Origin of the sequence: Sphingobacterium multivorum, assembly GCF_900457465.1 — a bacterium.
GTDB lineage: Bacteria > Bacteroidota > Bacteroidia > Sphingobacteriales > Sphingobacteriaceae > Sphingobacterium > Sphingobacterium multivorum.
On sequence record NZ_UAUU01000011.1, the window covers coordinates 563602 to 589756 of the forward strand.

The window sequence follows — 26155 nt, forward strand, 5'->3', positions numbered from 1 at the left end:
TTCGCTGAGAATTTTAAAATATAAAGGGAAAAGCCTAGCTTTTCCCTTTTTTTTGTGCTTTTAAGTTTGTAATTTAAGCTATATAGCGAGGGAAAATATGTTGGAAAAGGAGTTTATTCGGTTTTTGCAGATTGAAAAAAGGTATTCAGAACATACGGTTATTGCCTATAAGCATGAGTTGGAGATGTTCCAGTCTTTTTTGGATCGTGAGGGACTGACTGTGCAGGATATCGTATACCGTGATTTACGTCATTATTTCGCGCAAATGGTAGAGTCCGGAAAAAATGCAAGTTCAGTCAACCGGAGTATGTCCTCCATGCGAACTTATTTTAAATTTTTGCAAAGAGAAGAGTGTATTGCGAAAAATCCCATGACGCTTATTAAAGCGTTAAAAACTGCTAAAAAATTACCGGTTGTTGTTGAAAAGGAAAAGCTGGTCCGTTTGTTGGATCAGATGGGGCAGGAGCAGGATGGGTTTGAATCCTGCCGCGATTATATGGTTATGGAATTGTTGTTCGGTACCGGGATTCGGTTGGCAGAATTGTTGAAAATTAAGGAGCAGGATATAGATTTTTTAATAAAAATATTCTTATATTAGGTAAAAGGAACAAAGAACGCTTGGTTCCGATCAATAATCTTTTATTGAAAGAATTGAAAAACTATTTGCAACAAAAGGCGACGCAATTTGTTGATACTAATAACAGCTTACTAATCGTTACGAAAGAAGGAAAGCCAGCATATGCCAAGCTGATCTATGCTATTGTACATCGGCAATTGACGCTGATTTCTACTCAAGGTAAGAGAAGTCCTCATATTTTGAGACATACTTTCGCAACGGCCCTGTTGGACAACGGGGCGGATTTAAATGCAATTAAAGAGCTGCTGGGGCATGCAGGGCTTGCGGCAACACAAGTGTATACGCATAACTCAGCAGAACGATTGAAGTCAATTTATAAACAAGCTCATCCAAAAGCTTAAAAAAAGGAGGAAAAATGAACATTACTGTGCAATCCATTCGATTTACTGCTGATCAAAAGCTAATCGAGTTTATCAAAAAGAAAACAGGAAAATTGGAGCAGTTTTTGGATTCCATTATTGGTGGCGAATGCTACCTGCGATTGGAAAATGTCGATGATGAGGCAAATAAAATTTCAGAAATTAAATTAAATATCCCGGGAAGCCAGCTTTTTGCGAAAGGGCAAGCGAAGAGCTTTGAGGAGGCGACAGATATTGCTGTCGAATCCTTGCGTAGACAGATTAATAAACATAAAACAAAGACAAAAAATACAGTTATCAATGGACGTAATGAAGTTCTTACCCTAGAGGAAGAAGAAGAGGAAGAATACGATTAATAACTATTAAAATATAGATGTAAATGTAGGAGGTCAGTTATAGAAACTGGCCTCTTTTTTTGTACCGCTCTATTGTAATTGGTCCGTAAGAACCTAACGTGGATTTTCGGGGCTGTTGATCCATGTGAAATTAGGAAGGATTTATTTCCATTACTCGCTGAAAGGCTTATTTATATTAAATCAAAATAATCTTCTGTTTTACTTGGATTGATTATAAATAATATTTATTTTTGATCGATTTAAATGATAAGGGAAATAGAAATGTCAAAATTGGTTTGTCCGTTAGCACATGTTGAGGAAGTGTTTTCAACTATAGTAGGTACAGTTTATCAATGTAGCCGCAAAAATTGTTTCTGGTTGGAATATAATAATGAAACAACGTCTTTCTCGGTATCGGATTTTTTGAAATTTAAGAAACGTATCGATGGGATTGATGTTGAGCATATGCTTCATGATACAACACGCTCATCTGATTTTGAAATCATTATGCCTTTTCGTACAGAAAGATGTTTCATCTTAACTGTAGCGGATGTGCTCCAGTTGCGCGAATTATTAGATGGCGCTAAATTTATGATGGAATTGAATAGCGTTGTCAGAACTTGTTTGCAGGTTTCGCCATTTGCGGTTTTCGCTTAGGTAGTATATATAAACGAATTTAAAAAGAGGCTGTCTCAAAAAGGCAGTCTCTTTTTTTTCATTATCTAAGGTTTATTATTTGTTTTAACGGTTTGATTTTCATATATTTATAGTGTAAACAAAAAGGATATATGCCATCTCAAAGACCTACTTTTAAGCCTTACTATCAGGACCAGATCATGGCCATTCCTCCAACTTTGGACGAACTGGTGGCCAAAGGTCATCCGGTACGTATCGTTAACGATGTAATCAACCGGATCAACATCCAGTCCCTATTGGACGCTTATAAGATAAAAGGCTGCTCCAGTTATCATCCGCAGATGTTGTTGAAAGTTTTGGTGTTTGGCTACGTAAGCAATGTCTACAGCAGTCGCAAATTGGAAACGGCGTGCCGGGAGAACATCAATTTCATGTGGCTGAGCGGCATGAGCTATCCCGACCACAATACCATCAACAGATTTCGAGGCGTTCGTTTGAAAGAAGCACTTCGTAGTGTATTTGAAGAAGTTGTCAAACTCCTGTCCGAAGAAGGTCTGCTGAGTATAGAAGATGTTTACACCGATGGCACCAAGATTGAAGCCAATGCTAACAAATACACCTTTGTCTGGAAAAAAGCTATCCAGACCAATAAGGAGAAGATGAAAGCTGCCTTAAAAGATATTTGGGAATACGCCCAAAGTATCGCCAAAGCAGAGGACAACCTTCCGGAACCTCCCGATCTGACAACAATTGACCGCGAAAAAGTTCAGGCTACGGTCGATAACCTGAACCGGGTCTTGTCCGATAAACCTTCGGTAAGCAAGAAGATGAGGGCAAAGTTGCGCTATGCGACTAAAAACTACCCGGCCAAGATTGTTCAATATGAAGAGCAGGAAGTAACGCTTGGAGATAGAAATAGTTATAGCAAGACAGATCCCGATGCTACTTTTATGCGCATGAAAGAGGATCATATGAAAAATGGCCAGCTCAAACCAGGTTATAACATTCAGATATCTACTTCCAATCAATACATCGTCAATTACACCATACATCCCAACCCCACAGATACCACAACGCTACCCGGTCATCTGGCACAACATGAGGCGAGCTTTGGGGAAATACTGAAAACCATTACCGCAGATGCTGGCTATGGCAGCCAGGAGAACTATGCGTTACTAGAAGGGAAAAACATTGGGGCCTATGTGAAATATGGTATGTTTGACAAGGAGCAGAAAAAGAGTTATTCGGGCAAGAAGCCATTCTCCGTTGATAAACTACATTATAACCCTGCAAAAGATTGCTATATCTGTCCAATGGGACAGGAAATGAACTGCATAGGTCTATTTACACAAAAGACCTCCACAGGTTTCGAGCAAAAAATAAAAAGATATCAGGCAAAAAACTGCACAAACTGCCCATTGAACGGTGCTTGCCACAAATCACAGGGCAATAGAATCATCCAGATAAATGAACAGCTTGAGGCTTATAAAGATAGAGCATACGGATTGCTTAACAGCGATGTCGGTATAGCCAAAAGAAAACAGCGATGTCACGATGTCGAACCAGTCTTTGGAAACATAAAACAGAACCACGGGTTCCGAAGATTTATGCTCCGCGGTAAGGAAAAAGTGTCCATAGAATGGGGGTTATTGGCTATAGCGCAAAATCTAAGGAAAAAAGCAGCTTAAAAAGCTACTTTTTGTTCTTTTTCTTCCCAAATGAACAGTTCTGTGAAATAATCAACAAACAACTCACAAATCTATCGCATAGCCATATTTAATAAAAAAGCTGCCTCAATAAATTTGAGACAGCTTCTTTTTGTTTTGTGGTGACCTTATTTAATTTTAATTTAAATAAGTCTCAATGGACTACCTTTTGTTTTTTGGTTGGCATTCCTGATTTTAAGTCCTTTCTGCAACTTATTGTTTTATTTGATGGCTTATTGAAAGTATCAATATTACGTATTTGTAATTGTATTGATTCTAAACAAGTTGTGGTTTGTTTGTCTAATTTAGACTGAATTTGTATTACATATTCTTGATACACATTTTGAATATCTGCTGTATCTTTGTGATGTAGTCAGGTGATCATGTGTTTCACTTGTTCATGTTTTAGAAATTAAACTTAAGGTAAATATGAAAGATTTATTGAAATTAAAATCTTCTTTGAAAGAAGAGATCGAAAATATATTGAATGCACAGATTAAAGTTGAAGCTCATTCTTCAGCATTATATTTGGCAATGTCTTCATGGTGTGATGATCAGGGTTTGGAAAATGCTTCCGAGTTTTTTGCGAAACAATCCAACGAAGAACGCGAGCACATGTTGAAGCTTTTCAATTATATTAACAACCGCGGTGGTCGTGCAATTTCTCCGGAAGTTACAGGTATTCCTCAAGATTTTGAATCATTCCGTGGTGTATTTGAGCAAACATTGGAACAAGAGATGTTTGTTACTGAACAATTCAATAATATTGCGGATAGATGTGCGAAGGAAAAAGACTACGTAACTTTTAACTTTGTTCAATGGTTCTTGGAAGAGCAAGTGGAGGAGGAGTTTGTTGCAAGACGTATTCTTGAATTATTCGATGTAATCGGTGAAGATGGTACTGGCCGTTGGGAAATTGATAAGCACCTCGTTAAGGTTACCTTTGCGGGTGAATAATAAATTGTAAAAAATAGTGTAAGAAACGAGCTGTTGAGAAAACAGCTCGTTTTTTTATATACAAAATCACAACTTTTTACGTTAATAGCTTAAGAATTCTTATATTGAATTGTATTATTGCAAAGTCTATTTGATGGAACTAAAGGACGGGAATATTATCCGGTTAGTACTTTTTTTAGCTATAACGAACTTGTTTTTTTTTACCCAAAACCACTTTAGGGCAGGTGTCAAAAAAAGAGGTTTATGGCATTGTTGTCGATACAGCTGGAAGGCCCCTAAATGGTGTAAGTGTTCACCTGACGAGTTCCCGCGATACCTTGTTCTCATCAACTTCCGCAACAGGTTATTTTCATTTTAATCGTGTACTGGGTAATGATATTCGTATTAGCTGTAGCCAGCTGGGCCTTAGTATCTTGGAACGTAGTTATCCCTTGTACAATAGCACGACAGCTAAATTGGATGTTGGAAAATTGACCATGTTTCCCCATGTATCCCTTTTAAAAGAAGTTGTTGTACTAAAATATAAACCCATTGTCTATAAGCAGGATACTGTTCAATTTAATCTGGATGCTTTTCAATTTGATCGTCGGGCACTCTTAGAAGAGGCTCTTAAGGCATTACCCAATATTCAGGTCTCGCGGGATGGTTCTGTCTACGCCTTCGGTAAGCCCATATCCTCTGTTAAGGTGGATGGTAAAAAATTCTTTGGTGGCGATGTGCTCACCGCCACACGCAATCTTCCTGCAGATTTTGTGAAAAAGCGTTCAAGTTATTGATTTTTTATGGTGACGAGGCGACGGCAAAAGGAATTAAAAGTGCTGAATCCGAAAAAGTTCTGAATATTGTGCTCAAAGATGATAAGAAGAAAATTACTTTTGGTCAAGCTACGCTTGGCGGTGGTTCGGTAGATCGTTACTTGGGGAGTGCTGGACTGAATCGTTTCAATGACGGTAAAGAGTACTCTGTTATTGCCTCGGTCAATAATACCAATACCAACCTTTTTTCTTTCGGTTCTCCCAATGGCGGGGAACGGGAGCGGGAAATGGGTGAGCTAGCGGATTTTGCGGACCCGACAGACGGCGTCAATAAAATCGGCTCTGTAGGTGGTAGTTTCTCTAGTCCGCTTTCTAAAACGGTAACAGCAAGCGGAAAATATAGCTTTACGCAACGTAATAATTATATCCAGGGAAATTCCTTATTACAATCGATATATGGGTATGGCAAAGCCGCGAATAATCTGATTAGTAATTTTGAAGATTACAAAATAAAATCAATCGATCGTATCCATAAAATGGACTGGGATTTTGATATGAAGCTGTCGCCCAAAGATCAGCTTAAAATATCGCCCAAACTATCTTGGACCAATTCGACCAGCAATACGTTAAAAGATAGAAGGATCCAAAATAATCGGTTAAGTAGTACGGGGAACTACGGCGCGGCCAATAGTACAGAAAGCCCTGCTGCGGCTTTAGATCTTTTTTACGTGCGAAGTTTTACTAAACCGGGGCGGAAAGTACTTTATACTTTGCATACGGATTTTAATTCCTTGGATAAAGATGAGGAAGTGCGCGATTTTAATAGAGCGATCGACAGCAGCTTGAACGTGCCAAAAATAACGGAAACTTACCTGAATCAAATGGTCCGTTCCAGCAATGAGAATAAAAATATCCAAAGTCGCTTGTCGTTGGTGGAGCCCGTTGATTTAGGTGGTACCTTGGAGATCAATTACGATTTCGATTATACCAAAATTGATGCCCGTCGCTCTACTTTTGACAATAACAATAATTTTAACAACGGGCCCATACTGGTGGATTCACTTAGTTTGAAGTACGACTATTCTTTCGCAAGCAATAAAGTCGGCATGATTTACCGCCAAGACTTAAGCGAAAAAGTAAAGGTAAACTTCGGTTTTGCAGTTCAGCCGTCCGAATTAACGGGAAGTTCAACAGATAAACTGATAAAAACCTCCTATTCAAATGTTAATCTCGTGCCCTCTGCTGGATTGAAATGGAAGTTTACCAAAGAAGAGGATCTTTCTATGGACTATTATGGACGTAATAACCAGCCTAGTTTCTATCAGATACAGCCGGTGGTTGACAATACCAACACACAGAATATTGTGATCGGAAATAAGGATTTGAAATCTGAATTTGCACATAGTATTGTTTCAAAGTATCGCAAATCCATCACGCGGAGGGGACAATATCTGGAAGCCAGTCTTGCTTTTAACTTAGTAAATGATAAGATTGTAGCCAACCGGACAATTGAACCTAATTCAACGATACAGAAAACGACTTATCGCAATACAGAAGGCTACTATGATATTAAGAGCTATTATTTGTTTACAGCTTCTTTATTGTCGGATAATTTGCAGATGAGCTTAAATGGCAATGCAGATTATTACAACAATATTTCGTACGTCAATGATAAAAAGAGCTTTGGTGGACACTTTTTGTTTACACAAGCCCTTCAATTCCGCTATACCTGGAGTGATATTTTTGAAGCGGAATTAAATGGCAACTATTCGTTGAACAGGGCCACATTTGACTGGCCTGTACAAGATAATATCACGGCGCATTCCGGAATCGTTGGTTTGGGATCTAAAGCTTATTTGGGCAAACATTTTACCATGGGACTTGAACTTTCTCAAAAATTTAATGCGGGTTATTCGAGCTCATGGAACAATATTAATCCAACGATAATCAACGCCTATATGGAATATACTTTTGGAAGGAATAACTTGGGTATGTTGAGATTTCAGGGATTCGATCTAATGAATCAGAATACTGGAATTTCACGTGCCGTGGTGGGAAATGATATTTTAGACGTTCGAAACAATCGTTTGGCTCGTTATTTTATGCTTTCGCTCAATATAAGATTACAGAAATATCCCAAAAAATCATGATGAAAGCTGTCATTATTACTGAACCGGGTGGACCCGAAGTTTTGGAAGTCCGCGATGTGGAGATGCCGCAGATCGGTGAACTGGAAGTTTTAGTAGAAGCAAAGGCTGCAGGTGTAAATAGACCTGATGTTTTTCAGCGTAAAGGGAACTATCCGGCACCTGCCGGGGTGGATGCGCGGATACCTGGATTAGAAATAGCAGGGGTTATTGTCGCAAAGGGAACCGGGGTCGCTGACTGGAACATTGGTGATCGTGTATGTGCACTCGTAGCGGGTGGAGGTTATGCAAACTATGCTAAGGTCTATCAGGGACATTGTTTGCCTATTCCCGATCATTTAGATTTCGCGGAAGCAGCCTCGCTGCCTGAGACCGTATTTACAGTATGGGACAATGTCTTTCGAAGAGGGAATTTGCAGACCGGCGATCATTTTTTGGTACACGGTGGTGCTGGTGGGATTGGCAGTACGGCAATTCAGTTAGCGGCCTTGTTTGGTGCAGCAGTATATACGACAGTCAGCTCATCTGAAAAGGCTAGCTTTTGTAAATCATTGGGAGCAACCAAAACAATAAATTATAAAACGGAGGATTTTCTGGAGGCGCTGAAGCCTTTGGGGGTTGATGTTATTTTAGACAGTATTGGTGGTTCATATTTTGAGAAAAATATCAACCTTTTTGAACCCCGATGGTCGTTTAGTATATATTAATGCGATGGAAAGCGTAATAGTCGAGTTAAACTTGCTCAAATTAATGCAGAAACGGATTGTTTTAACGGGAAGTACATTACGGGCGAGAGACCGTGAATTTAAGCAAGTGCTACGGGATGATATCTGGTCTCAGGTATGGCCGAAACTTAGCGCTGGCGATTTCAAACCGACCTTATACCGGGTGCTTCCTTTTGCCGAGGCTGCTGAAGCCCATCGATTGATGGAAGATTCAAGCTTATTGGGTAAAATCGTCTTAAGTTTTTGATCGCTGAAAGCTGAGCGGCGTGGTGCCGGTTACATTTTTGAAGTATTTATGGAAGCTTGAAAAGTTTTGAAAACCTGATTCAAAGCAGATCTGCTTCACCGTCTGTTTGTTTTCTATTAATAAATTGCAAGCGGTTTTCACGCGCATTTCGATCAGAAATTGAAAGAGCGTTTTTCCTATCTGTGATTTGAAATAACGGCAGAAGGAATTTGGGGTCATTCCCGTGAGAGAGGCAAGTTCTTGCAGGCGTATCTGGTCGCGATAATTTTCACCGATATATTGCATGGCAATCTGCATACGGTTGGCATCCTGATCTTGCAGCTGGATGGTAAAAGTGGGGCTCGTTAACAGATCATGTTGTTCTTCGGCCGAAATATACTGTAATATTTCTAATAAATGAATAATACGTGGGGTACCTGTTGCTGCCAAGATAGCGTCAATTAATTGCGCAGTTTTTAGTCGGCTGCACTCCAATAATGAAATGCCTCTTTTGGAGACGCGAATAAGGTCTTTGATGGATTTATTTTCAGGTAAATTAATAAAATCATTTCCCCAAAAGTTCTCTTTAAAATGAAGCACACGAATATCTGCGCTTTCTGCTTCTTCCTCTTGAAGATAAATTTCGTCAAATAACCAATAATGAGGTAGGTTTGAACCCACAAGGGTGATATCGCCCGATTCAAAGCGCCGGACACTATCGCCAATAAATTGGGTGCCTGAGCCTTTGGCGAAATAAATTAATTCCAGTTCTTCGTGGTAATGCCAAAGATTATGGTACTGAGGTGTATTGTCTCTACGCGCGTTGAACGAATGCTCAAGATTGCTATTTAAATGAAGCAGCTGTGCTTTCATAATTATGAAATATATGCAGTAAAGTTACATAATTCAGTTTATCTATGGTAATATAGCTTAATAATTTGATAATATACTTGAATATTGTCTAGCATTTTTAAGCTTATTTTACATTAAATAACTACTTATAACCATTTGAAAAATATGACGAATAAAAAGAGTTACGCATTTGCCTTGATTTTGGTGACATCCTTGTTCTTTTTCTGGGGATTTATTCATAACCTTGATCCGATCTTAATTCCGCATTTGAGGAATGCCTTTAGTTTATCCCATTTCCAGGCTTCCTTAGTCGATTCGGCTGTATTTATCGCTTATTTTGTGATGGCGATTCCTGCTGGAATTATCATGAAAAAATATGGCTATAAAGCGGGTATTTTGATTGGATTGATCTTTTTTGCCATTGGCTGTTTTCTTTTTGTACCTGCGGCCAATACGATAAGTTATGTTTTCTTTTTGGGGGCATTGTTCGTTGTAGCCTGTGGTCTTACCATTCTGGAAACCGCTGCAAATCCGTATGTAGCGATTTTGGGAGATCCAGCTTCTTCGGCGCAACGGCTTAATTTTGCGCAGTCCTTTAATGGACTAGCAGCCTTTGTTGCTCCGATTTTTGGTGGAAAATTTATTTTATCCCATGAACCCAAATAACAGGAAGAACTGGCGCAAATGGCTGAGCAGGCAAAGATGGCGTATATTCAGTCGGAAACAGCTGCTGTGAAATTGCCTTATGTAGTATTGGGAATATTGATTTTATTGATCGCTGCCTTGTTTTTCTTTACCAAATTACCTGATATCAAAGATGCCGAGGAAGAAGGTAGAGCTGGTTTTTTCCACGCGTTGCGTCATAAAAATGTGCGTTGGGCCGTGGTGGCTCAATTTTTCTATGTGGGAGCGCAAGTCTGTATTTTAAGCTTCCTGGTATTGTATGCAACAGAAGCTGCGGGCATATCGGGTAAGGATGGGGCCGATTATGCTGGGTTTGCGGGATTGGCTTTTATGTTGGGCCGGTTTATCGGTACATTTTTTATGCGTTTTGTATCAGCATCCCAGCTTCTGATCATCTATTCCGCTATAGCGATCGTTCTATCCCTATTTGTCATCTTCGGATCAGGTATTCAGACCTTGTATGCATTGATCGGTATTGCATTCTTTATGTCTATTATGTTTCCGACGATATTCGCGTTTGGTGTACAAGGTATCGGTGCCGATACCAAATCTGCTTCCAGTTTGATCGTCATGTCTATTGTTGGTGGTGCTTTGTTACCTCCAATTTTGGGCTTTATCTCGGATAAAACAGGACATTTCCAGTATGGCTATTTTGTGCCATTGGTTTGTTTTATTGTTGTCTTATTGTTTGCTTTCCAAAATAGAAATATCAGTATTGCGGAAACCGAAAATCTTAAATCACATTAATTAGTTAGTAATGAAAAGATATGTCATGGCTTTAGATCTTGTGGACGATCCACAATTGATCAAGGAATATGAGGATTACCACCGTGAGGTTTGGCCGGAAATAAAACGTTCGATTCTGGATGCAGGTATTCTGCAGATGGAGATCTATCGTTTTGAAAATAGATTGTTTATGAACATGGAGGTGGGTGAAGACTTTTCATTTGAGAAAAAATCGGCTATGGATGCTGCCAATGAAAAAGTACAGGAATGGGAACAGCTGATGTGGAAATACCAGGCGGCCATTCCGGGGGCAAAGCCGGGAGAGAAATGGGTAATGATGACAAAAATATTTGAATTAGTATAATTATGGCTATACAGCGCTATTTACAGATCCATCCAATGGATAATGTCCTTGTTGCATTACAGGACTTGGCTGCGGGAACAACGATTGTTTTTGAAGGTAAGGAATTTACATTAAAGCAAGCTGTTGCTGCCAAACATAAATTCACCATCCAGCCAATGGAACAAGATACGGAGATATTGATGTATGGTGTTCTGGTAGGAAAATTGAATACTCCCCTAGCTGAAGGGGAACTCATTACCACTGAAAACTTGCGCCATGCGTCGGAAGATTTTAAAATGGGCAATCGCAAGACAGCCTGGACAAAACCTGATGTTTCTGCATTTAAAGATAAAACGTTCAATGGATTCCACCGTTCAAATGGGACTGTTGGAACGGCCAATTACTGGTTGGTTATTCCATTGGTTTTTTGCGAAAATAGAAATGTATTGACCCTGAAGGCTGCTTTTGAAGAAAAGTTGGGCTATAAAGTAAAAGCCAATAATTACGTGTCTGAGGTAGAAGATCTCATTAGCTTATATAAGTCTGGTGCTGATGTAAATGCGATTCTTAGTCAGGATCTACTTGCTAATTCGACTTCCAGTGAGCAGGAACGCCTGTTCAAAAATGTCGATGGAATCAAGTTTTTAAACCATGAAATGGGCTGCGGCGGAACCCGCATGGATTCGGATGCCTTATGTGGCCTTTTGGCTGGTTATATCACCCATCCGAATGTGGCGGGGGCAACGGTATTGAGTTTAGGATGTCAGCATGCGCAGGCTTCCATTCTGAAAGCTGAAATTGAAAAGCGAAGTCCAGGTTTTGATCGACCACTGTATATTTTCGAACAACAGAAAGAAGGAACTGAAAAAGAGCTTATGCAAAAGGCGATTAAAGCAACTTTTGCAGGGATGATGCAAGCGGATAAAAATGAGCGCAAACCAGCCTCATTGGACAAATTGTGTATAGGTCTGGAATGTGGTGGTTCAGACGGATTTTCGGGCATCTCGGCCAATCCGGCGCTCGGATTTGTATCAGATATTTTGGTGACTTTAGGCGGATCGGTGATTCTGGCGGAGTTTCCTGAATTATGCGGCGTGGAACAGGAGTTGAGTGATCGTTGTATCGATGAGCCAACGGCGGAGCGTTTTATGTCGCTGATGCGTACTTACAACGCAAAAGCTGAAGCTGATGGTTCGGGATTCTATATGAATCCTTCTCCGGGCAATATTCGTGATGGTTTAATTACTGACGCAATTAAGTCTGCTGGGGCTGCCAAAAAAGGAGGAACATCACCTGTTGCAGCAGTGATTGATTATCCTGAATTGGCCAACGGTCCGGGGTTAAACTTATTATGTACGCCTGGTAATGATGTGGAAAGTACAACTGCAGAAGTGGCAGCAGGTGCTAATATTGTCTTGTTTACTACGGGGCTGGGTACCCCTACAGGTAACCCGATTGCACCTGTTGTGAAACTATCAACAAATACCAAGACTTTTGAGAAAATGCCCGATATCCTGGATTTGAACTGTGGTACCATTATCGAAGGTACAGAGACTATTGAGGAAGCCGCACACCGTATTTGGGATTATGTAATAGAGGTTGCTTCTGGTGAAGTGAAACCGAAGGCGGTGTTGTTGGGGCAAGACGATTTCATACCATGGCGTAGAGGTGTTTCTTTGTAGTTGGGTATAATGAGTTTATTGAAAATCCATGACAACTAATCATTTACATATGAAACTTAAACATGTAATCTGTGGTTTAGCCTTGCTGATGGGATCAGTATCCGCGAGCTATAGCCAGCAACATTATCAACCGAGTCCCGAAAATCTGAAAAATAGGGAGTGGTTTGAACAATCTCGGTTTGGTGTTTTTATCCATTGGGGGGTATATAGTGTGCTGGGGGATGGTGAGTGGGTCATGAACAACCAGAATATCAGTTTGGATGAATATGCATTGCTGCCTAAATTTTTCAATCCAATTTCCTTTAATGCGAAAGAATGGGCGAAGTTATTTAAACAGGCAGGGGCAAAGTATATCACCTTTACGACCAGACATCATGATGGATTTTCGATGTGGAACAGCCAGGTTTCGGACTATAATGTGGTGAAGAAATCTCCCTTCAAACGCGATATTGTGAAAGAGTTGGTGGAAGCTTGCCGTGCCGAAGGGATAAAAGTGATGTTCTACTATTCGCTTTTAGACTGGCACCGGGATGATTATCTGCCTGTTGGTAAAACGGGTGGTGGCATTGCGGGGCGCGATTCAACGAAAGGGGATTGGAATCATTATGTCCAGTTTATGAAAAGCCAATTAACGGAGCTGTTGAGCAACTACGGTGAGATCGATGGGATCTGGTTTGATGGTCATTGGGACAAGCCCAATGAAGATTGGCATTTCAAAGAAATCTATGAATTGATTCATACCTTACAGCCACAGTGCTTGGTGGGTAACAACCACCATCTGGCGCCATTTGAAGGGGAAGATTTTCAGATGTTCGAACGTGATTTACCTGGAGAGAATACTACTGGGTTCGGCACGAAAGCGCATGATGTTGGGAAACTACCGAAGGAAGTATGTGGAACAATTGCAGGATCTTGGGGATTTGAGCTGAAAGATCGGACACGAAAATCCTTTCAGGAAGTGCTGAAATACCTGGTCAAGGCAGCTAGTCATGGTTCCAATTTATTGCTCAATGTTGGCCCGATGCCAAACGGTGAGATTCAGGACTATCAACAGGAGCGCTTGAAAGAACTTGGAAAATGGCTATCGGTGTATGGTGAAACAATCTATGGAACAGCGGGTGGGGCGGTGTCACCAACAGACGATTATGCGTTGACAAAAAAAGGAAACCAAGTGTATCTACATGTGTTTAAAACGGATAAAAAGGAATTGTTGATTAATAACCTTCCTTATCAGGTGAAAAAAGTAAGCACATTTATCGGAAAGAAAGAGATTAAGTTTAGTTATAAGAACAATAGTCTACGCTTGGATTTGCCAACATCGACAGATGAAGCAGATTTGGTATTGACATTAACAATTAAATAACAATGGGAAAATTAGAAACAAAAGTAGCTGTAATTACCGGTGGTGGTAGTGGGATAGGCCGTGCGATCAGTCTGCAATTTGCTGCAGAAGGAGCAAAAGTTCATATTCTGGATTTGAATGAAGATGGCGGTAAGGCTGTAGTTGATGAGATCTTGGCTTTGGGTGGTCAGGCTGCATTTAATCGTTGTAATGTAACTGATCAACAAGAAATTACTGCTATAGCACAAAATATCGGAAAAATTGATATTTTAGTAAATAATGCTGGTATCGCTCATGTTGGTAATTTGGAAAATTGTCAATCAGAAGATTTTGAGCGTGTTTTTAATGTGAATGTTAAGGGAGCTTATAATGCATTGCATGCTATTGTGCCGATGATGAAGGCGCAGGGTTCGGGAGCAATCCTTAATTTAGCATCCATAGCTGCATGGGTTGGTATCACGGATCGTTTTGCGTATTCGATGAGCAAGGGGGCTATTTACGCGATGTCAATGTCTGTAGCACGGGATTACATGGCCTATGGTATTCGTTGCAATAGCATTCGCCTGCACGTGTACATACCCCATTTTGTGGATGGATTTATCGCAAAAAAACTATCCTGGAAAAGAGGAAGAAATGTTTTGAAAAACTATCAGCAAGCCAACCAATAGGCCGCATGGCGCAACCGGAAGAAATTGCCAAATTAGCACTTTTCTTGTGTAGTGACGATGCTGGATTTATTACTGGAAATGACTACCCTATTGACGGTGGTTTTATTAAATTGAATAATTAAAAAGCTAAAAATAAAATATCTTTTATCTCAATACTATAAAAATGAAATTAATACGTTTTGGAGCTCAAGGCAAGGAGAAAATAGGTGTTCAGATCGATGGTGTAAATTACGATGTAAGCGCATTTGGTGGTGATTACAATGAACAATTCTTTGCAGAGAATGGTGTAGCCCGTTTAGAAGAATTTGTGAAGGCAAATGAAGGTAAGTTGATTGGAAGTTCCTCAAGGCGAACGTATCGGAGCACCTTTTGCCCGCCCATCCAAAATTGTTTGTATTGGATTGAACTATTTAGACCATGCCAAGGAAACAAATGCACCAATTCCTGCTGAACCGATCATCTTTATGAAATCGACCACTTCGTTGGTAGGTCCATACGATAATGTGATGATTCCGAAAGATTCTGTAAAAACAGATTGGGAGGTGGAATTCTGTATTGTGATCGGTAAAAAAGCTTCTTATATAGAAGAGCATGAAGCCTTAGATTATGTGGTCGGTTATGTATTGCACAACGATGTTTCCGAACGTGAGTATCAGCTGGAACGTGGCGGTACTTGGGATAAAGGAAAAGGATGTGATACGTTTGCACCGATGGGACCTTTCATGGCGACAAAAGAAGAAATCAAAGATATCAACAATGTGCGTCTATGGTTGAAGGTAAACGGAAAAACCTACCAAGATGGTAATACCAAGGATTTAATCTTTTCGGTGGCGCATGTAGTATCCTATGTGTCTAAATTTATGACTTTGTTGCCTGGCGACGTTATTTCAACAGGTACACCTGCAGGTGTTGGGTTAGGATTTAATCCACCGATTTATTTGAAGCCTGGCGATGTGATCGAGTTAGGAGCAGATGGTCTTGGAGAGTCCCGTCAGACTGTGGTAGCGTATTCAAAAAATTAATTGCTCATTAGGTTTTCTTTTCATTATGCGTATAGATACCCATCAGCATTTCTGGAAATTCGATCCAATTAGAGATAGTTGGATTACCGAAGAAATGCAAGTCATCAGACGTGATTTCACCCCTTTGGATATTCAATTTGTGCTTGAACGAAATGGATTTGGAGGGAGTGTTGCTGTTCAGGCGGATCAATCCAACGAAGAGACTGCTTATTTGGTTCAGCTGGCTAGTGATTATCCTTTTATTAAAGGCGTAGTGGGCTGGATTGATCTTCAAGCAGCGGATATTCGACAACAGTTGGATGGCTATCAATCAGCTACGGTCATCAAAGGATTTCGTCATATTGTTGAAGGAGAAGCTGACCCTGATTTTCTCATTCGCCCTGCGGTATTAAACGGGCTGAAGGCCTTAGCAGATTATGGTTATACGTATGATCTGCTCATCCGTCCACGACATTATGCGGCAACGTTGGATTGTGTGCAGCAAAATCCAAATCTTCAATTTGTATTGGATCATATTGCCAAACCGCCGATCAAGTCGAAAGCATTTGATGAGTGGGCGGCGTTTATCGATGCGCTATCTGCCTTTCCAAATGTCGTATGTAAAGTTTCGGGACTTGCAACAGAGGCCGATTGGGAAGGATGGAAACTTGATGATTTTAAGCAATATCTGGAGCATATCTTTGCGCGTTTTGGAAAGGAGCGCATTATGTACGGGTCAGATTGGCCGGTATGTCTATTGGCGGCATCCTACGAAGAAAGTATTGCCATCGTTGAGGATAAATTAGGGCAATTTACGGCTGAAGAGAAGAACGCATTTTGGGCAGAGAACGCAATACGCGTGTATAATCTTTAAAAGGAAAAACTTCAGCATGCTATGAAAGGGAAAAATAGCATGCTGAAGCTTTTTATTGGTCATGAAGCTGGATAATGGGCTTAATGACGTCAATATAAATTATTCAATAACCAGAGAACGAATTCATTGTTGCGAATGTTAACCACAATCAATGAAACAAACCATTCAATAAAAGTATTATGGATCTTCATTTAAAAGATAAAGTTGTTATTGTTACCGGCGGAGCAAAAGGAATCGGGCGGGCTGTAGTCCACGCGTTGGCTAAAGAACAGGCTATTCCTGTCATTGTTGGCCGTAAACAAGCTGATAATGAAAAAGTCAAAGAAGAAATAAAGCAATTTGGTGTGGATGCACTCTGTATTGAAGCAGAATTATCTAAACCCGAAGATTGTGAAAGAGCCGTTCAAAAGACATTGGAAGTGTACGGGCGGATCGATGGTTTGGTGAATAATGCCGGACAAAATGATGGTGTTGGATTGGCATCGGGCAACTATGAAAGATTTGTTGCTTCGCTACATAAGAACTTAATTCACTACTATCTGATGGCACATCACGCTTTGGATGCGTTGAAAGCATCTAAGGGCAGTATCGTGAATATTTCGTCCAAAACTGGTGAAACAGGGCAGGGCAATACCTCGGCTTATGCGGCATCCAATGGTGGACGTAATGCACTTACGCGAGAGTGGGCTGTAGAATTGTTGCCTTACTCGATTCGTGTCAATGCCATTATTGTGGCAGAATGTGCAACTCCCAATACGATACCTGGATTCAAACCTTATCAAATCCGGAGGAGACATTGAAAAAAATTACGGACCGCATTCCATTGGAGCATCGCATGACCACAGCAGCGGAAATCGCCGATACAACAGTCTTTTTGCTGTCTAACAAATCAAGTCATACAACTGGTCAATTGATTCATGTGGACGGTGGCTATGTGCATCTTGATCGGTCGATTATTGCTGAATCGTAGCAGAAAAGCGATTGGGTTTTGGAAATTAAACTTGAGTGGATTTTAAAAAGACAACGCCGGTTCATTTCCAAAATCCATGATCTTTTTTTTGATAATATCCCTCAATTAATCAATGAAAATAACACCCATTGAATTCAGGCAGTAGGAGTATGATGAATTTTCTATACGGCGGAGATGTGGGGGGGATGTTATATAAAATGCAGTTAGCTAAAACAAAAAAAGCTTGTTCATTGAACAAGCTTTTTTTGTGGTGCCACCTGGGTTCGAACCAGGGACACAAGGATTTTCAGTCCTTTGCTCTACCAGCTGAGCTATGGCACCAGTTGACCTTTTATTTAAATCTGTGATCATCAGATTGAAGCGTGGTGCCACCTGGGTTCGAACCAGGGACACAAGGATTTTCAGTCCTTTGCTCTACCAGCTGAGCTATGGCACCGCTTTTTTGCTATGGGTTTGTTCCCCTATTGCGATGCAAATATAGTCCGATAATTTGAATTCTAAAACTTTTATGCAGATTATTTTCGTACTTTTTTTCGAACGTGTTGATTTTGATCGAGATAAAATTACAAGAAACTAACATATAGGAAAAGGAATAAGCTGTATCTTTGCATTTCAATAATTAGAGATGAGTAAAAGAGGAAGAGTTTTAGTTGCAATGAGTGGAGGGGTAGATAGCTCCGTTGCTTCTGTCATGCTCCACGAACAAGGATATGAGGTTATCGGTATCACGATGAAGACATGGGATTATGCATCCGCAGGTGGCTCGTCGAAAGAAACCGGATGTTGTAGCCTTGATAGTATCAATGACGCTCGTACATTAGCCGTAAACTATGGTTTCCCTCATTATATATTAGATATACGTGATGAGTTTGGAGATTTTGTGATTGACAATTTTGTAGAAGAATATATTGCTGGGCGCACGCCTAACCCATGCGTGTTGTGTAATACCCACATTAAGTGGGAGGCTTTGATGAAACGCGCTGACAAATTGGACTGTGAGTTTATCGCTACCGGGCACTATGCTAATATCCGTATGCACGACAATGGTCGTTATGTGATATCAAAAGGTAAGGATGAAAACAAAGATCAATCTTACGTTTTATGGGGCGTATCACAAGAAAATCTTGCCCGGACACAGTTTCCGTTAGGATCTTTCACGAAAAAGGAGATTCGTCAGATGGCTTTGGATATGGGACAGAAGGAATTGGCCAATAAGTCGGAGAGTTATGAAATCTGTTTCGTTCCTGACAACGACTACCGTGCGTTTTTGAGACATAAGGTGCCAACGTTGGATCAACAAATTGGTCCCGGTAACTTTATTCTTTCCGATGGTACCGTTGTAGGTAAACATATTGGTTACCCTTATTTCACCATCGGTCAGCGTAAAGGCTTAGGTATTGCCTTGGGTAAACCGATGTTTGTGATTGAGATCCTTCCGGAAAGTAATACGGTCGTATTGGGTGAAGAACATGAACTTGAAAAGTCACATGCTTACGTTCGTAATGTGAACTTTGTGAAATATGCAGGACTAGATCAACCGATGGAAGCAATTTCAAAGGTACGTTACAAAGACTCTGGTGCTTTGTCGACCATATCCCAAGAAGGCGATAAAGTGCGTATAGATTTTGTGCACAATGTGAAAGGTATTGCTCCAGGGCAATCGGCCGTTTTTTATGAAGGCAATGATTTACTCGGTGGTGGTTTCTTAATGAAATAAATAGAAGCTGGACTGAGATCTAAAATAAGAATTTTAATCCCTATACTGCCGCTGCGGTATAGGGATTTTTATTTGGTTTAAAATACGCTTTATTGGGACTTCAAACTAGAAGATATTCGCTTTCCCGCTTTGTGAAAAATTGGAAATTTTAATTTGTTTTTGCTAATAAAATTAGTAATTTTAACCTATGAATTCATCGGAATATTTGAAGGGCAGAGGGGCGCAGATCAATCCCAATAACAAATTTTTTTCTAATCAATACGTGCTGGAACATGTGGAGGGGCTGGATGAAGAATTTTTGGGTGCCGAGAAAACACAATTTATTCCGACACATCCAAAATCCATTATATCCAAATCAAATAGCCCGGATCTACGTTTTGAACGATCCATTAATCCCTATCAGGGCTGTGAGCATGGTTGTATTTATTGTTACGCGCGCAATTCGCATGAGTACTGGGGCTTTAGTGCTGGGTTGGATTTTGAACGTAAGATCCTAGTAAAACATAATGCGGCTCAGCTTCTCGAACAGGAGTTTAGAAAATCGAGCTATCAACCCGATTTGATTATGCTTTCAGGCAATACGGACTGTTATCAACCGATTGAACGGAAGCTGGGCATCACACGCTCGCTTTTAGAATTGATGGTCAAATACCAACATCCGGTCTCTATCATCAGCAAAAATGTACTGATGCGACGGGATTTTGATCTTTTGCGCGAGCTTGCAGCACACAATCTGGTTTCCGTTGCTGTGACCATCAATTCGCTGCGCGAGGAGGTACGTCAGAAAATGGAACCTCGGACTGCTACAGCGTCGGCCCGTTTGAAACTGATCGAGGGATTGACAGGGATTGGTGTACCCGTCATGTTAATGATGGCCCCCATCGTTCCGGGGATCAATAGTGATGAGATTTCAGATTTGATTCGTTCGGGAGCAGATGCGGGAGCCATTACGGCCTCTTATACCATCGTGAGGCTCAATGGACAGATCGGTGGTATCTTTAAAGATTGGCTCTATCAAAACTATCCTGATCGTGCTGAAAAGGTATTACACTGGATCGAAGCCTGTCATGGTGGAAAAATTAACGATACCGATTTTGGACGGAGGATAAAAGGGGATGGCCATATGGCTGAGAGTTTACAGCATTTATTCAAGCTTTCCGTCAAGAAATTTATGAATAATGGGACGCTTCCCTCCTTGAGAAGAGATCTTTTCCGCTTGCCCGATGCAGGAACGCAGCTGGGCTTATTTTAGTTATTGTTGTCAAATGGTAGCATTAAATTAAGCCATTTGTGTAATTTTAAACATGGAAATTAGAACAGAACGGCTCAAGCTTAGATCCGTAGAGAAAATAGATTTGGAAAAGATCCATTCCCTATTAATGTATCCTGAATCTGCATTATTTAATCCGAGTGGATTTCCGAATGGAATAGCCCATACAGAGCAAATGGTGGAAGCTTGGTCGGCGCAAATCAATGAATTGGATGCCAGAAAGGATTATACCTTTTATATAGAAACCCTTGAAGGGAAAGAGTTTATTGGTCTAATTAATATCAGTGTTGTCAAGCTGCGCTATCGAAATTCAGAAGTATGGTTTAAGCTTGTTCCGACAATGTGGAATAAGGGCTATGCAACAGAGGCATTGAACCGAATCCTGACATTTGGTTTCAAGGAACTTAATTTTCATAGAATTGAGGGCGGTTGTGCTGTTGGAAATATCGCCTCCGCTAAAGTAATGGAGAAAGTCGGCATGGTCAAAGAGGCGCGCAGACGGAAAATTTTGCCGTTAAAAGATGGTTGGAGCGACAATTATGAATTTGCTATTCTCGAGGAGGAATACCCGCATTAAATTTTAGCAAGAAAGCCTGATTCATGCAATGAATCAGGCTTTTTTATGGACAAGATCAAGGTTCTGTGAACTAAGATTTCTTTCTTTTGATCAAAACATAACTCACATAGAGTAATATAAGCCAAGCAGGGATCAATTCTACCGGAAGTTTCATCCCTGTTATCCACATGATGCCAAGTACAGCGATCAAAAAGATCAGACAGATATAATTACTTAAAGGATACAGAAAGGATGGAAACTTGGTGCGTAAGTGGGCATCGAGTTTATTCTTTCTGAAATACAAGTGTGTAATGGAAATCATGACCCAGTTTATAATCAGTGAAGATACCACCAGCGACATCAGGATCTCCAAGGCATTTTTAGGTGCTACATAGTTGATAAATACACAAATCGCCGCGAACAGTGCCGAAACTAAAATCGCGTTAATAGGCGCATGATTCTTGTTGAGTTTCGAAAGAAAACGGGGTGCATTTCCCTGCTCTGCCAATCCATATAACATTCTGCTATTGCTGTACACGCTGCTATTATAAACAGATAATGCAGCGGTAAGGACAATAAGATTTAGCGCATTTGCGATAATTTTTGTGAAATAGAAGGTCTTTCCAAAGATCGTAAATTCAAACCCATTGAGTTTGTCAAACACCAGCACAAAGGGACTTGTATCGGCGGTGATATTTGTCCACGGTGTCAAAGAGAAAAGAATAATCAATGCACCTACGTAAAAGATTAAGATTCGATAGATAACCTGGTTGGTCGCTTTGGGGATGTTCTTTTCGGGATGCTCGGCCTCGGCAGCAGTGATACCAACCAACTCCAGGCCACCGAAAGAAAACATGATCAATGCTATGGCGGAAAGAAGGCCTTCAAAACTTCCATCCGCTGTTTGGCTAAACCAACCTTTTGGGAAAAAACCACCATGTGAAGTCAGGTTGCTGAGACTTGCCTGCTCCCCTCCAGTACCGCTTACCAATAAATATGCACCAAAAACAATCATGGCAATGATTGCAACAACCTTGATAATGGAAAACCAAAATTCCGTCTCGCCATAAATTTTGACTGAGGCAAGATTAAGGGCGTTGATTGCAAAGAAGAAAAATAAACTTGATGCCCATAAAGGTATTTCCGGCCACCAGAATTGTACATAAACGCCTATCGCTGTGAGTTCGGCCATGCTGACTAAGATATACAGCACCCAATAGTTCCAGCCCGAAGCATAACCCGCAAAAGAACCCCAGTATTTATTGGCGAAGTAGCTAAAACTTCCTGAAACAGGTTCCTCAACAACCATCTCACCCAACTGGCGCATAATAAAAAAAGCAATAATTCCGGCGAAAGCATAGCCGAGGATAACAGCTGGCCCAGCCAATGTGGCAGCCTTCCCAATACCTAGAAATAAGCCCGTTCCGATTGCACCACCCAGGGCAATTAATTGAATATGTCTGTTTTGAAGTCCTCTTTTTAACTCCTCCTTATTGTTCTGTTTCTCCATGTGTATGGTTAATACGGTTACTAGTCTGTTTTAATCTGGTCCTTAGATACGGAAAAACCCATGAGGCTATTTGCTCCCGCCAAGGATCGTTTGAGCAAAATCAATGACGCCAGAAGAATTACCTGTTTATCGTAAAGCTTCCCAGCGAACGATTTGCCCTAAGCGCATAAAGTTAATAAAACACTTAGGTATTTGTGCACATTCTGTTGTGGTTTTAATGTATTTCGTTGTTTTTTTATAAACAATAGCGAGGGGCCTGTTTGACTCAGAAATAGAAAGCGCCGTAATTTGGAAATACGGCGCTTTATGAATTAGCAGCTAGTGTGATTTTTGGCCACTCTAACTAATAACGAAATCTTATTTGTAAATGCTACTCAAAAAGATAAATTAATTTGCTTTTTGTGTTTTTTCTACGCCGCAGTCGCATCCGCAGCCTTTCGAGCAGCTCGACTTGCCCTTTAGTGATTTTCGGACATTTTTAACGACATACCACACAGCCGCCAAAACGAGCATTCCTACGATGAGATATTGTACTGTTAAATTATCCATAGCTTTTTATTTTAAAAGTTGATAAGCAATCAAGGCACTGAAATACGCCAAGCCTGTCATAAAACCAAGCTGTATCAAAGTCCATTTCCACGAGCCTGTTTCCCTCTTTACTGCTGCAATTGTACTCATACATTGCATAGCAAAAGCATAGAAAAGTAATAAGGATACACCAGAAGCTAAATTATAAGCCGGTAAACCGGTATTCCTGTTAATTTCGCTTTTCATTTTGCCTAATACCGTTGTTTTAGATGCTTCATCTTCGATATCCACTTCGTCACCAAGGCTATATACTGTGGCCATTGTGCCTACAAAAACTTCACGGGCAGCAAACGAAGAAATAAGACCTATGCCCATCTTCCAGTCGTAGCCTAATGGTTCAACAACAGGTTCAATAGCCATGCCAAGATAGCCAAGGAAAGAGTGTTCCAGACGGTAAGATGAAACTTCATGGTCCAAATCGGCTTCGGACAGGTTGGGGTTATTTTTTGTCACATATTCCTCCGCCCGGCTAAATTTATCGTTCGGACCAAAACTACCCAATGCCCATAGGATAACGGAAATGGCTAAAATGATTTTACCTGCGCCGAAAACAAAGCTTGATGCTTTTTCCCATACATTTAAGGCTACGTTTTTCCAATCTGGAGTCTTATAGGTGGGGAGTTCAAAGATTAGAAATGATTTGTGTTTTGATTTGATGACTTTGGTCAGGATAATCGCCGATAGCAAAGCTGCGAATATTCCAAGTAGGTACATCACAAACAATACAATACCTTGTATTTGAAAGCCCCCTAATTTCGTGTCCGGTATCACCAGTCCGATCAGAACGATATAAATAGGTAGACGTGCTGAGCAGGTCATAAAAGGCGTTACCAGAATAGTGACCAGTCTTTCTTTGCTATTTTCGATGTTACGTGCCGACATAACCGCAGGAACAGCACAGGCTACGCCCGAAATCAATGGAATCACTGATTTTCCATTCAGCCCGAAAGGGCGAAGCCAGCGGTCCATCAGGAAAACAACACGGCTCATATAGCCCGTTTCTTCCATGATCGAGATAAAGATGTATAAAATAACGATCTGTGGAATGAAGATCACAATTCCGCCAATACCTTTGATAATACCATTGCTGAGCAAGTCGGTCAATGGCCCTGCCGGCAATGCTGTTTGTATATAGGCTGCAAGATCACCAAATAAACCATCGATAAAATCCATGGCTGGTCCAGACCAGGTATAAATTGCCTGGAAGATTAAAAAGAGGATTCCAAAGAAGATGACATAGCCAAAGATGGGATGAAGCAGGATGCTATCAATCGTATTGGTTTTGTTTTTATTGGAGGATTCATCCTTTGCATAGATTTCAGCAAGGCTGCTATCCAGGGACTTACTACGCAAAATGGCTTCGTCTTTTTGCAGTCTCTCGGCGCGTAATTGGTGTTTTTCACGGATTTGTTGAATCGCCTGATTTTTTTCTTTCGATAAAAAGGATACCTCGCCTTTGGCCAGGTATTGCCAGGTATGGTATTCCGTATCTAATGGAAAAAGACGTTTGGTTTCTTCTAATGCGGCATCAGCTTCTTTGGGTAGGCTAAATTTGCTGATATACATGGGCGGAACAGCATCAAAGTTTTTGATCAGCTGATCGATACCTTGTCCCGTACGTGCATTGGTTTCGTAGACTTTTGTATTTAATAGCTGCTCAAGCTTCTGAACATCTATTGTAATTCCTTTTTCTTTGGCTTCATCTATCATATTGATGACAAAGATGGCCGGCAGACCGAGCTCCCGGGCCTGCTGATAAAGAATAATAGACCGCTTTAAGTTCGTAGGTTCAGCGACGACAACGACAAGGTTAGGTCTGAAACTACTTTCTTTATTGACTAAAGTGTTGAAAACAACTTCTTCGTCCAGCGAAGTTGGGAACAGGGTATATGTTCCCGGTAAATCAATAATACGATAAATTTTGTTGTTGGCTTTTACTTGCCCCTCACGTTTTTCGACCGTAATACCGGGATAATTTCCTACTTTCTGATTTAATTTTGTAATCCGGTTAAATAGAGATGTTTTACCCACATTTGGATTACCCAAAAGTGCAATAATCGGGTTATTCATTATTTCTGATCAATAAGGATGACTTTAGCTTCTGATTTGCGGATAGCAATTAAGGCGTTATTAGCACTAATATTTAGACATATGGGACCGTCCAAAGGTGCGATATGTTTCACTTCTACTTCAGTACCAGGTATAAACCCCAATTCGAAAAATTTAGCTGGAATTTCGTGTGAATCAAAATCAATAATTACCGCTTTTTCCCCTTTTTTTAGCTTATCTAAGCTAGTTCTATTACGCATCTGCCTGTTTTTTTGAATTCTTCAAATATACAGAATTTCTACCATTTAGAATGATTCTAATGTCATAGTTATGTATTTAGTAAAAAACAGCTATCTTTACTATTCAGAACGATTAATTATCAACCAGAATGAAGATTGAGGACGAAATCAAAGTAAGTAAATTCAGCAATGAATGGCATCGTTGTACGGTAAATATTCTATATACGTACAATTGGATTAACAATGAGCTTGAACAGCGAGCTGCCAAAGAAGGGATCACTTTGAAACAGTTTAATGTCTTGCGCATATTGAGGGGCCAATATCCTAAGCCTGCAACCAATAATCTGATTAAATCAAGAATGTTGAGTACCACCCCTGACATCTCGCGTATGATTGATCGCATGGTTTCCAAAGAATTGGTTTCACGTTGTCAATCGGGTGGAGATAAAAGGGCTGTGGATTTGGTTATCACCGAGAAGGGCTTGGAGATTCTTAAGAATCTAGATGAGGAAATGCTGATGAAGGATCTTTTACCCAATCGAATTAGTGAAGAAGAGGCAATGACGTTAAGTACACTGTTGGATAAACTTCGCGGCTAAAG

23 protein-coding genes, 2 tRNA genes and 4 pseudogenes are annotated in these 26155 nt (G+C 40.5%); 22 read left to right on the forward strand and 7 right to left on the reverse strand.

Features of this window, described 5'->3' with window-relative positions; all coding sequences use genetic code 11:
* Positions 1-97 precede the first annotated feature (97 nt).
* The 10 genes from DTA23_RS30925 (at position 98) to DTA23_RS29485 (ending at position 8504) form a co-directional block, all read left to right on the forward strand.
* On the forward strand, positions 98-598 hold the full coding sequence (locus tag DTA23_RS30925) for a site-specific integrase (protein WP_440591184.1): 501 nt from the start codon (positions 98-100) through the stop codon (positions 596-598).
* Positions 599-618: 20 nt separating this feature from the next.
* Positions 619-978 (forward strand): tyrosine-type recombinase/integrase, encoded by a 360-nt coding sequence (locus DTA23_RS30930; RefSeq protein ID WP_440591185.1) that lies wholly within the window; start codon positions 619-621, stop codon positions 976-978.
* A 14-nt stretch (positions 979-992) separates the two neighbouring features.
* Positions 993-1352 (forward strand): ribosome hibernation-promoting factor, HPF/YfiA family, encoded by a 360-nt coding sequence (hpf, locus tag DTA23_RS19490; RefSeq protein WP_070563758.1) that lies wholly within the window; start codon positions 993-995, stop codon positions 1350-1352.
* A gap of 261 nt (positions 1353-1613) precedes the next feature.
* Entirely contained in the window at positions 1614-1988 is a 375-nt protein-coding gene (locus DTA23_RS19495) for a DUF6686 family protein (RefSeq protein ID WP_070563755.1), read from the forward strand.
* 131 nt (positions 1989-2119) lie between these two features.
* Positions 2120-3655 (forward strand): IS1182 family transposase, encoded by a 1536-nt coding sequence (locus DTA23_RS19500; protein WP_112373761.1) that lies wholly within the window; start codon positions 2120-2122, stop codon positions 3653-3655.
* A 447-nt stretch (positions 3656-4102) separates the two neighbouring features.
* On the forward strand, positions 4103-4630 hold the full coding sequence (locus tag DTA23_RS19505; protein ID WP_070563752.1) for a ferritin: 528 nt from the start codon (positions 4103-4105) through the stop codon (positions 4628-4630).
* 224 nt (positions 4631-4854) lie between these two features.
* Positions 4855-5406, forward strand: coding sequence for a carboxypeptidase-like regulatory domain-containing protein (locus DTA23_RS29480; protein WP_256604367.1), 552 nt, complete (start codon positions 4855-4857; stop codon positions 5404-5406).
* Positions 5403-7535 (forward strand): outer membrane beta-barrel protein, encoded by a 2133-nt coding sequence (locus tag DTA23_RS19510; protein ID WP_256604369.1) that lies wholly within the window; start codon positions 5403-5405, stop codon positions 7533-7535. The genes DTA23_RS29480 and DTA23_RS19510 overlap by 4 nt, the downstream gene beginning before the upstream one ends.
* Positions 7532-8239 (forward strand): NAD(P)H-quinone oxidoreductase, encoded by a 708-nt coding sequence (locus DTA23_RS19515; RefSeq protein ID WP_256604371.1) that lies wholly within the window; start codon positions 7532-7534, stop codon positions 8237-8239. The genes DTA23_RS19510 and DTA23_RS19515 overlap by 4 nt, the downstream gene beginning before the upstream one ends.
* Positions 8240-8243: 4 nt before the next feature.
* Complete coding sequence (locus tag DTA23_RS29485) at positions 8244-8504, forward strand: zinc-binding dehydrogenase (protein ID WP_256604372.1); 261 nt, start codon at positions 8244-8246, stop codon at positions 8502-8504.
* Here DTA23_RS29485 and DTA23_RS19520 read toward each other — a convergent pair.
* Positions 8493-9356: an AraC family transcriptional regulator gene (locus DTA23_RS19520; protein WP_070563746.1), complete on the reverse strand. Its 864-nt coding sequence runs from the start codon at positions 9354-9356 to the stop codon at positions 8493-8495. The genes DTA23_RS29485 and DTA23_RS19520 overlap by 12 nt on opposite strands.
* Positions 9357-9500: 144 nt before the next feature.
* On the opposite strand from DTA23_RS19520, the pseudogene fucP reads away from it, so the two are divergent.
* The 8 genes and pseudogenes from fucP to DTA23_RS19560 all read left to right on the forward strand — a co-directional run bounded on the left by fucP (position 9501) and on the right by DTA23_RS19560 (position 17625).
* Positions 9501-10766, forward strand: a pseudogene (gene fucP / locus DTA23_RS19525) (L-fucose:H+ symporter permease).
* Between the two features lie 10 nt (positions 10767-10776).
* Positions 10777-11109, forward strand: coding sequence for an L-rhamnose mutarotase (locus DTA23_RS19530; RefSeq protein WP_046672141.1), 333 nt, complete (start codon positions 10777-10779; stop codon positions 11107-11109).
* Between the two features lie 2 nt (positions 11110-11111).
* Entirely contained in the window at positions 11112-12770 is a 1659-nt protein-coding gene (locus tag DTA23_RS19535) for a UxaA family hydrolase (protein ID WP_112375752.1), read from the forward strand.
* 49 nt (positions 12771-12819) lie between these two features.
* Complete coding sequence (locus DTA23_RS19540; protein WP_112376529.1) at positions 12820-14133, forward strand: alpha-L-fucosidase; 1314 nt, start codon at positions 12820-12822, stop codon at positions 14131-14133.
* Positions 14134-14135: 2 nt separating this feature from the next.
* Positions 14136-14902, forward strand: a pseudogene (locus DTA23_RS19545) (SDR family NAD(P)-dependent oxidoreductase).
* A 41-nt stretch (positions 14903-14943) separates the two neighbouring features.
* A pseudogene (locus DTA23_RS19550) lies at positions 14944-15802 on the forward strand (fumarylacetoacetate hydrolase family protein).
* Between the two features lie 25 nt (positions 15803-15827).
* Entirely contained in the window at positions 15828-16655 is an 828-nt protein-coding gene (locus DTA23_RS19555; RefSeq protein ID WP_070563734.1) for an amidohydrolase family protein, read from the forward strand.
* 179 nt (positions 16656-16834) lie between these two features.
* Positions 16835-17625 (forward strand): annotated as a pseudogene (locus DTA23_RS19560) (L-fucose dehydrogenase).
* A gap of 248 nt (positions 17626-17873) precedes the next feature.
* Here the strand turns inward: DTA23_RS19560 and DTA23_RS19565 are convergent.
* Together DTA23_RS19565 and DTA23_RS19570 are read right to left on the reverse strand one after the other, a co-directional pair.
* Positions 17874-17946, reverse strand: a tRNA-Phe gene (locus tag DTA23_RS19565).
* 42 nt (positions 17947-17988) lie between these two features.
* Positions 17989-18061, reverse strand: a tRNA-Phe gene (locus DTA23_RS19570).
* A gap of 189 nt (positions 18062-18250) precedes the next feature.
* On the opposite strand from DTA23_RS19570, the gene mnmA reads away from it, so the two are divergent.
* From mnmA to DTA23_RS19585, 3 genes are all read left to right on the forward strand, one after another.
* Entirely contained in the window at positions 18251-19342 is a 1092-nt protein-coding gene (gene mnmA, locus DTA23_RS19575; protein ID WP_046672147.1) for a tRNA 2-thiouridine(34) synthase MnmA, read from the forward strand.
* A 187-nt stretch (positions 19343-19529) separates the two neighbouring features.
* Positions 19530-20594 (forward strand): PA0069 family radical SAM protein, encoded by a 1065-nt coding sequence (locus DTA23_RS19580; RefSeq protein ID WP_112375753.1) that lies wholly within the window; start codon positions 19530-19532, stop codon positions 20592-20594.
* 52 nt (positions 20595-20646) lie between these two features.
* Positions 20647-21189 (forward strand): GNAT family N-acetyltransferase, encoded by a 543-nt coding sequence (locus tag DTA23_RS19585; RefSeq protein WP_112375754.1) that lies wholly within the window; start codon positions 20647-20649, stop codon positions 21187-21189.
* A gap of 70 nt (positions 21190-21259) precedes the next feature.
* On the opposite strand, the gene DTA23_RS19590 is transcribed toward DTA23_RS19585, so the two are convergent.
* The 4 genes from DTA23_RS19590 to DTA23_RS19605 all read right to left on the reverse strand — a co-directional run bounded on the left by DTA23_RS19590 (position 21260) and on the right by DTA23_RS19605 (position 25575).
* Complete coding sequence (locus DTA23_RS19590; RefSeq protein WP_046672150.1) at positions 21260-22678, reverse strand: amino acid permease; 1419 nt, start codon at positions 22676-22678, stop codon at positions 21260-21262.
* A 387-nt stretch (positions 22679-23065) separates the two neighbouring features.
* The gene (locus DTA23_RS19595) at positions 23066-23227 is read right to left on the reverse strand and encodes a FeoB-associated Cys-rich membrane protein (protein ID WP_083295845.1); all 162 of its coding nucleotides are present in this window, start codon (positions 23225-23227) and stop codon (positions 23066-23068) included.
* 6 nt (positions 23228-23233) lie between these two features.
* Positions 23234-25336 (reverse strand): ferrous iron transport protein B, encoded by a 2103-nt coding sequence (feoB, locus tag DTA23_RS19600; RefSeq protein WP_112375755.1) that lies wholly within the window; start codon positions 25334-25336, stop codon positions 23234-23236.
* Positions 25336-25575, reverse strand: coding sequence for a FeoA family protein (locus DTA23_RS19605; RefSeq protein ID WP_046672175.1), 240 nt, complete (start codon positions 25573-25575; stop codon positions 25336-25338). Before DTA23_RS19605 ends, feoB begins: the two co-directional genes overlap by 1 nt.
* A gap of 128 nt (positions 25576-25703) precedes the next feature.
* Here DTA23_RS19605 and DTA23_RS19610 point away from each other — a divergent pair, with 128 nt between their 5' ends.
* Positions 25704-26153 (forward strand): MarR family winged helix-turn-helix transcriptional regulator, encoded by a 450-nt coding sequence (locus DTA23_RS19610; protein ID WP_070563722.1) that lies wholly within the window; start codon positions 25704-25706, stop codon positions 26151-26153.
* The last annotated feature ends 2 nt before the right edge of the window (positions 26154-26155 follow it).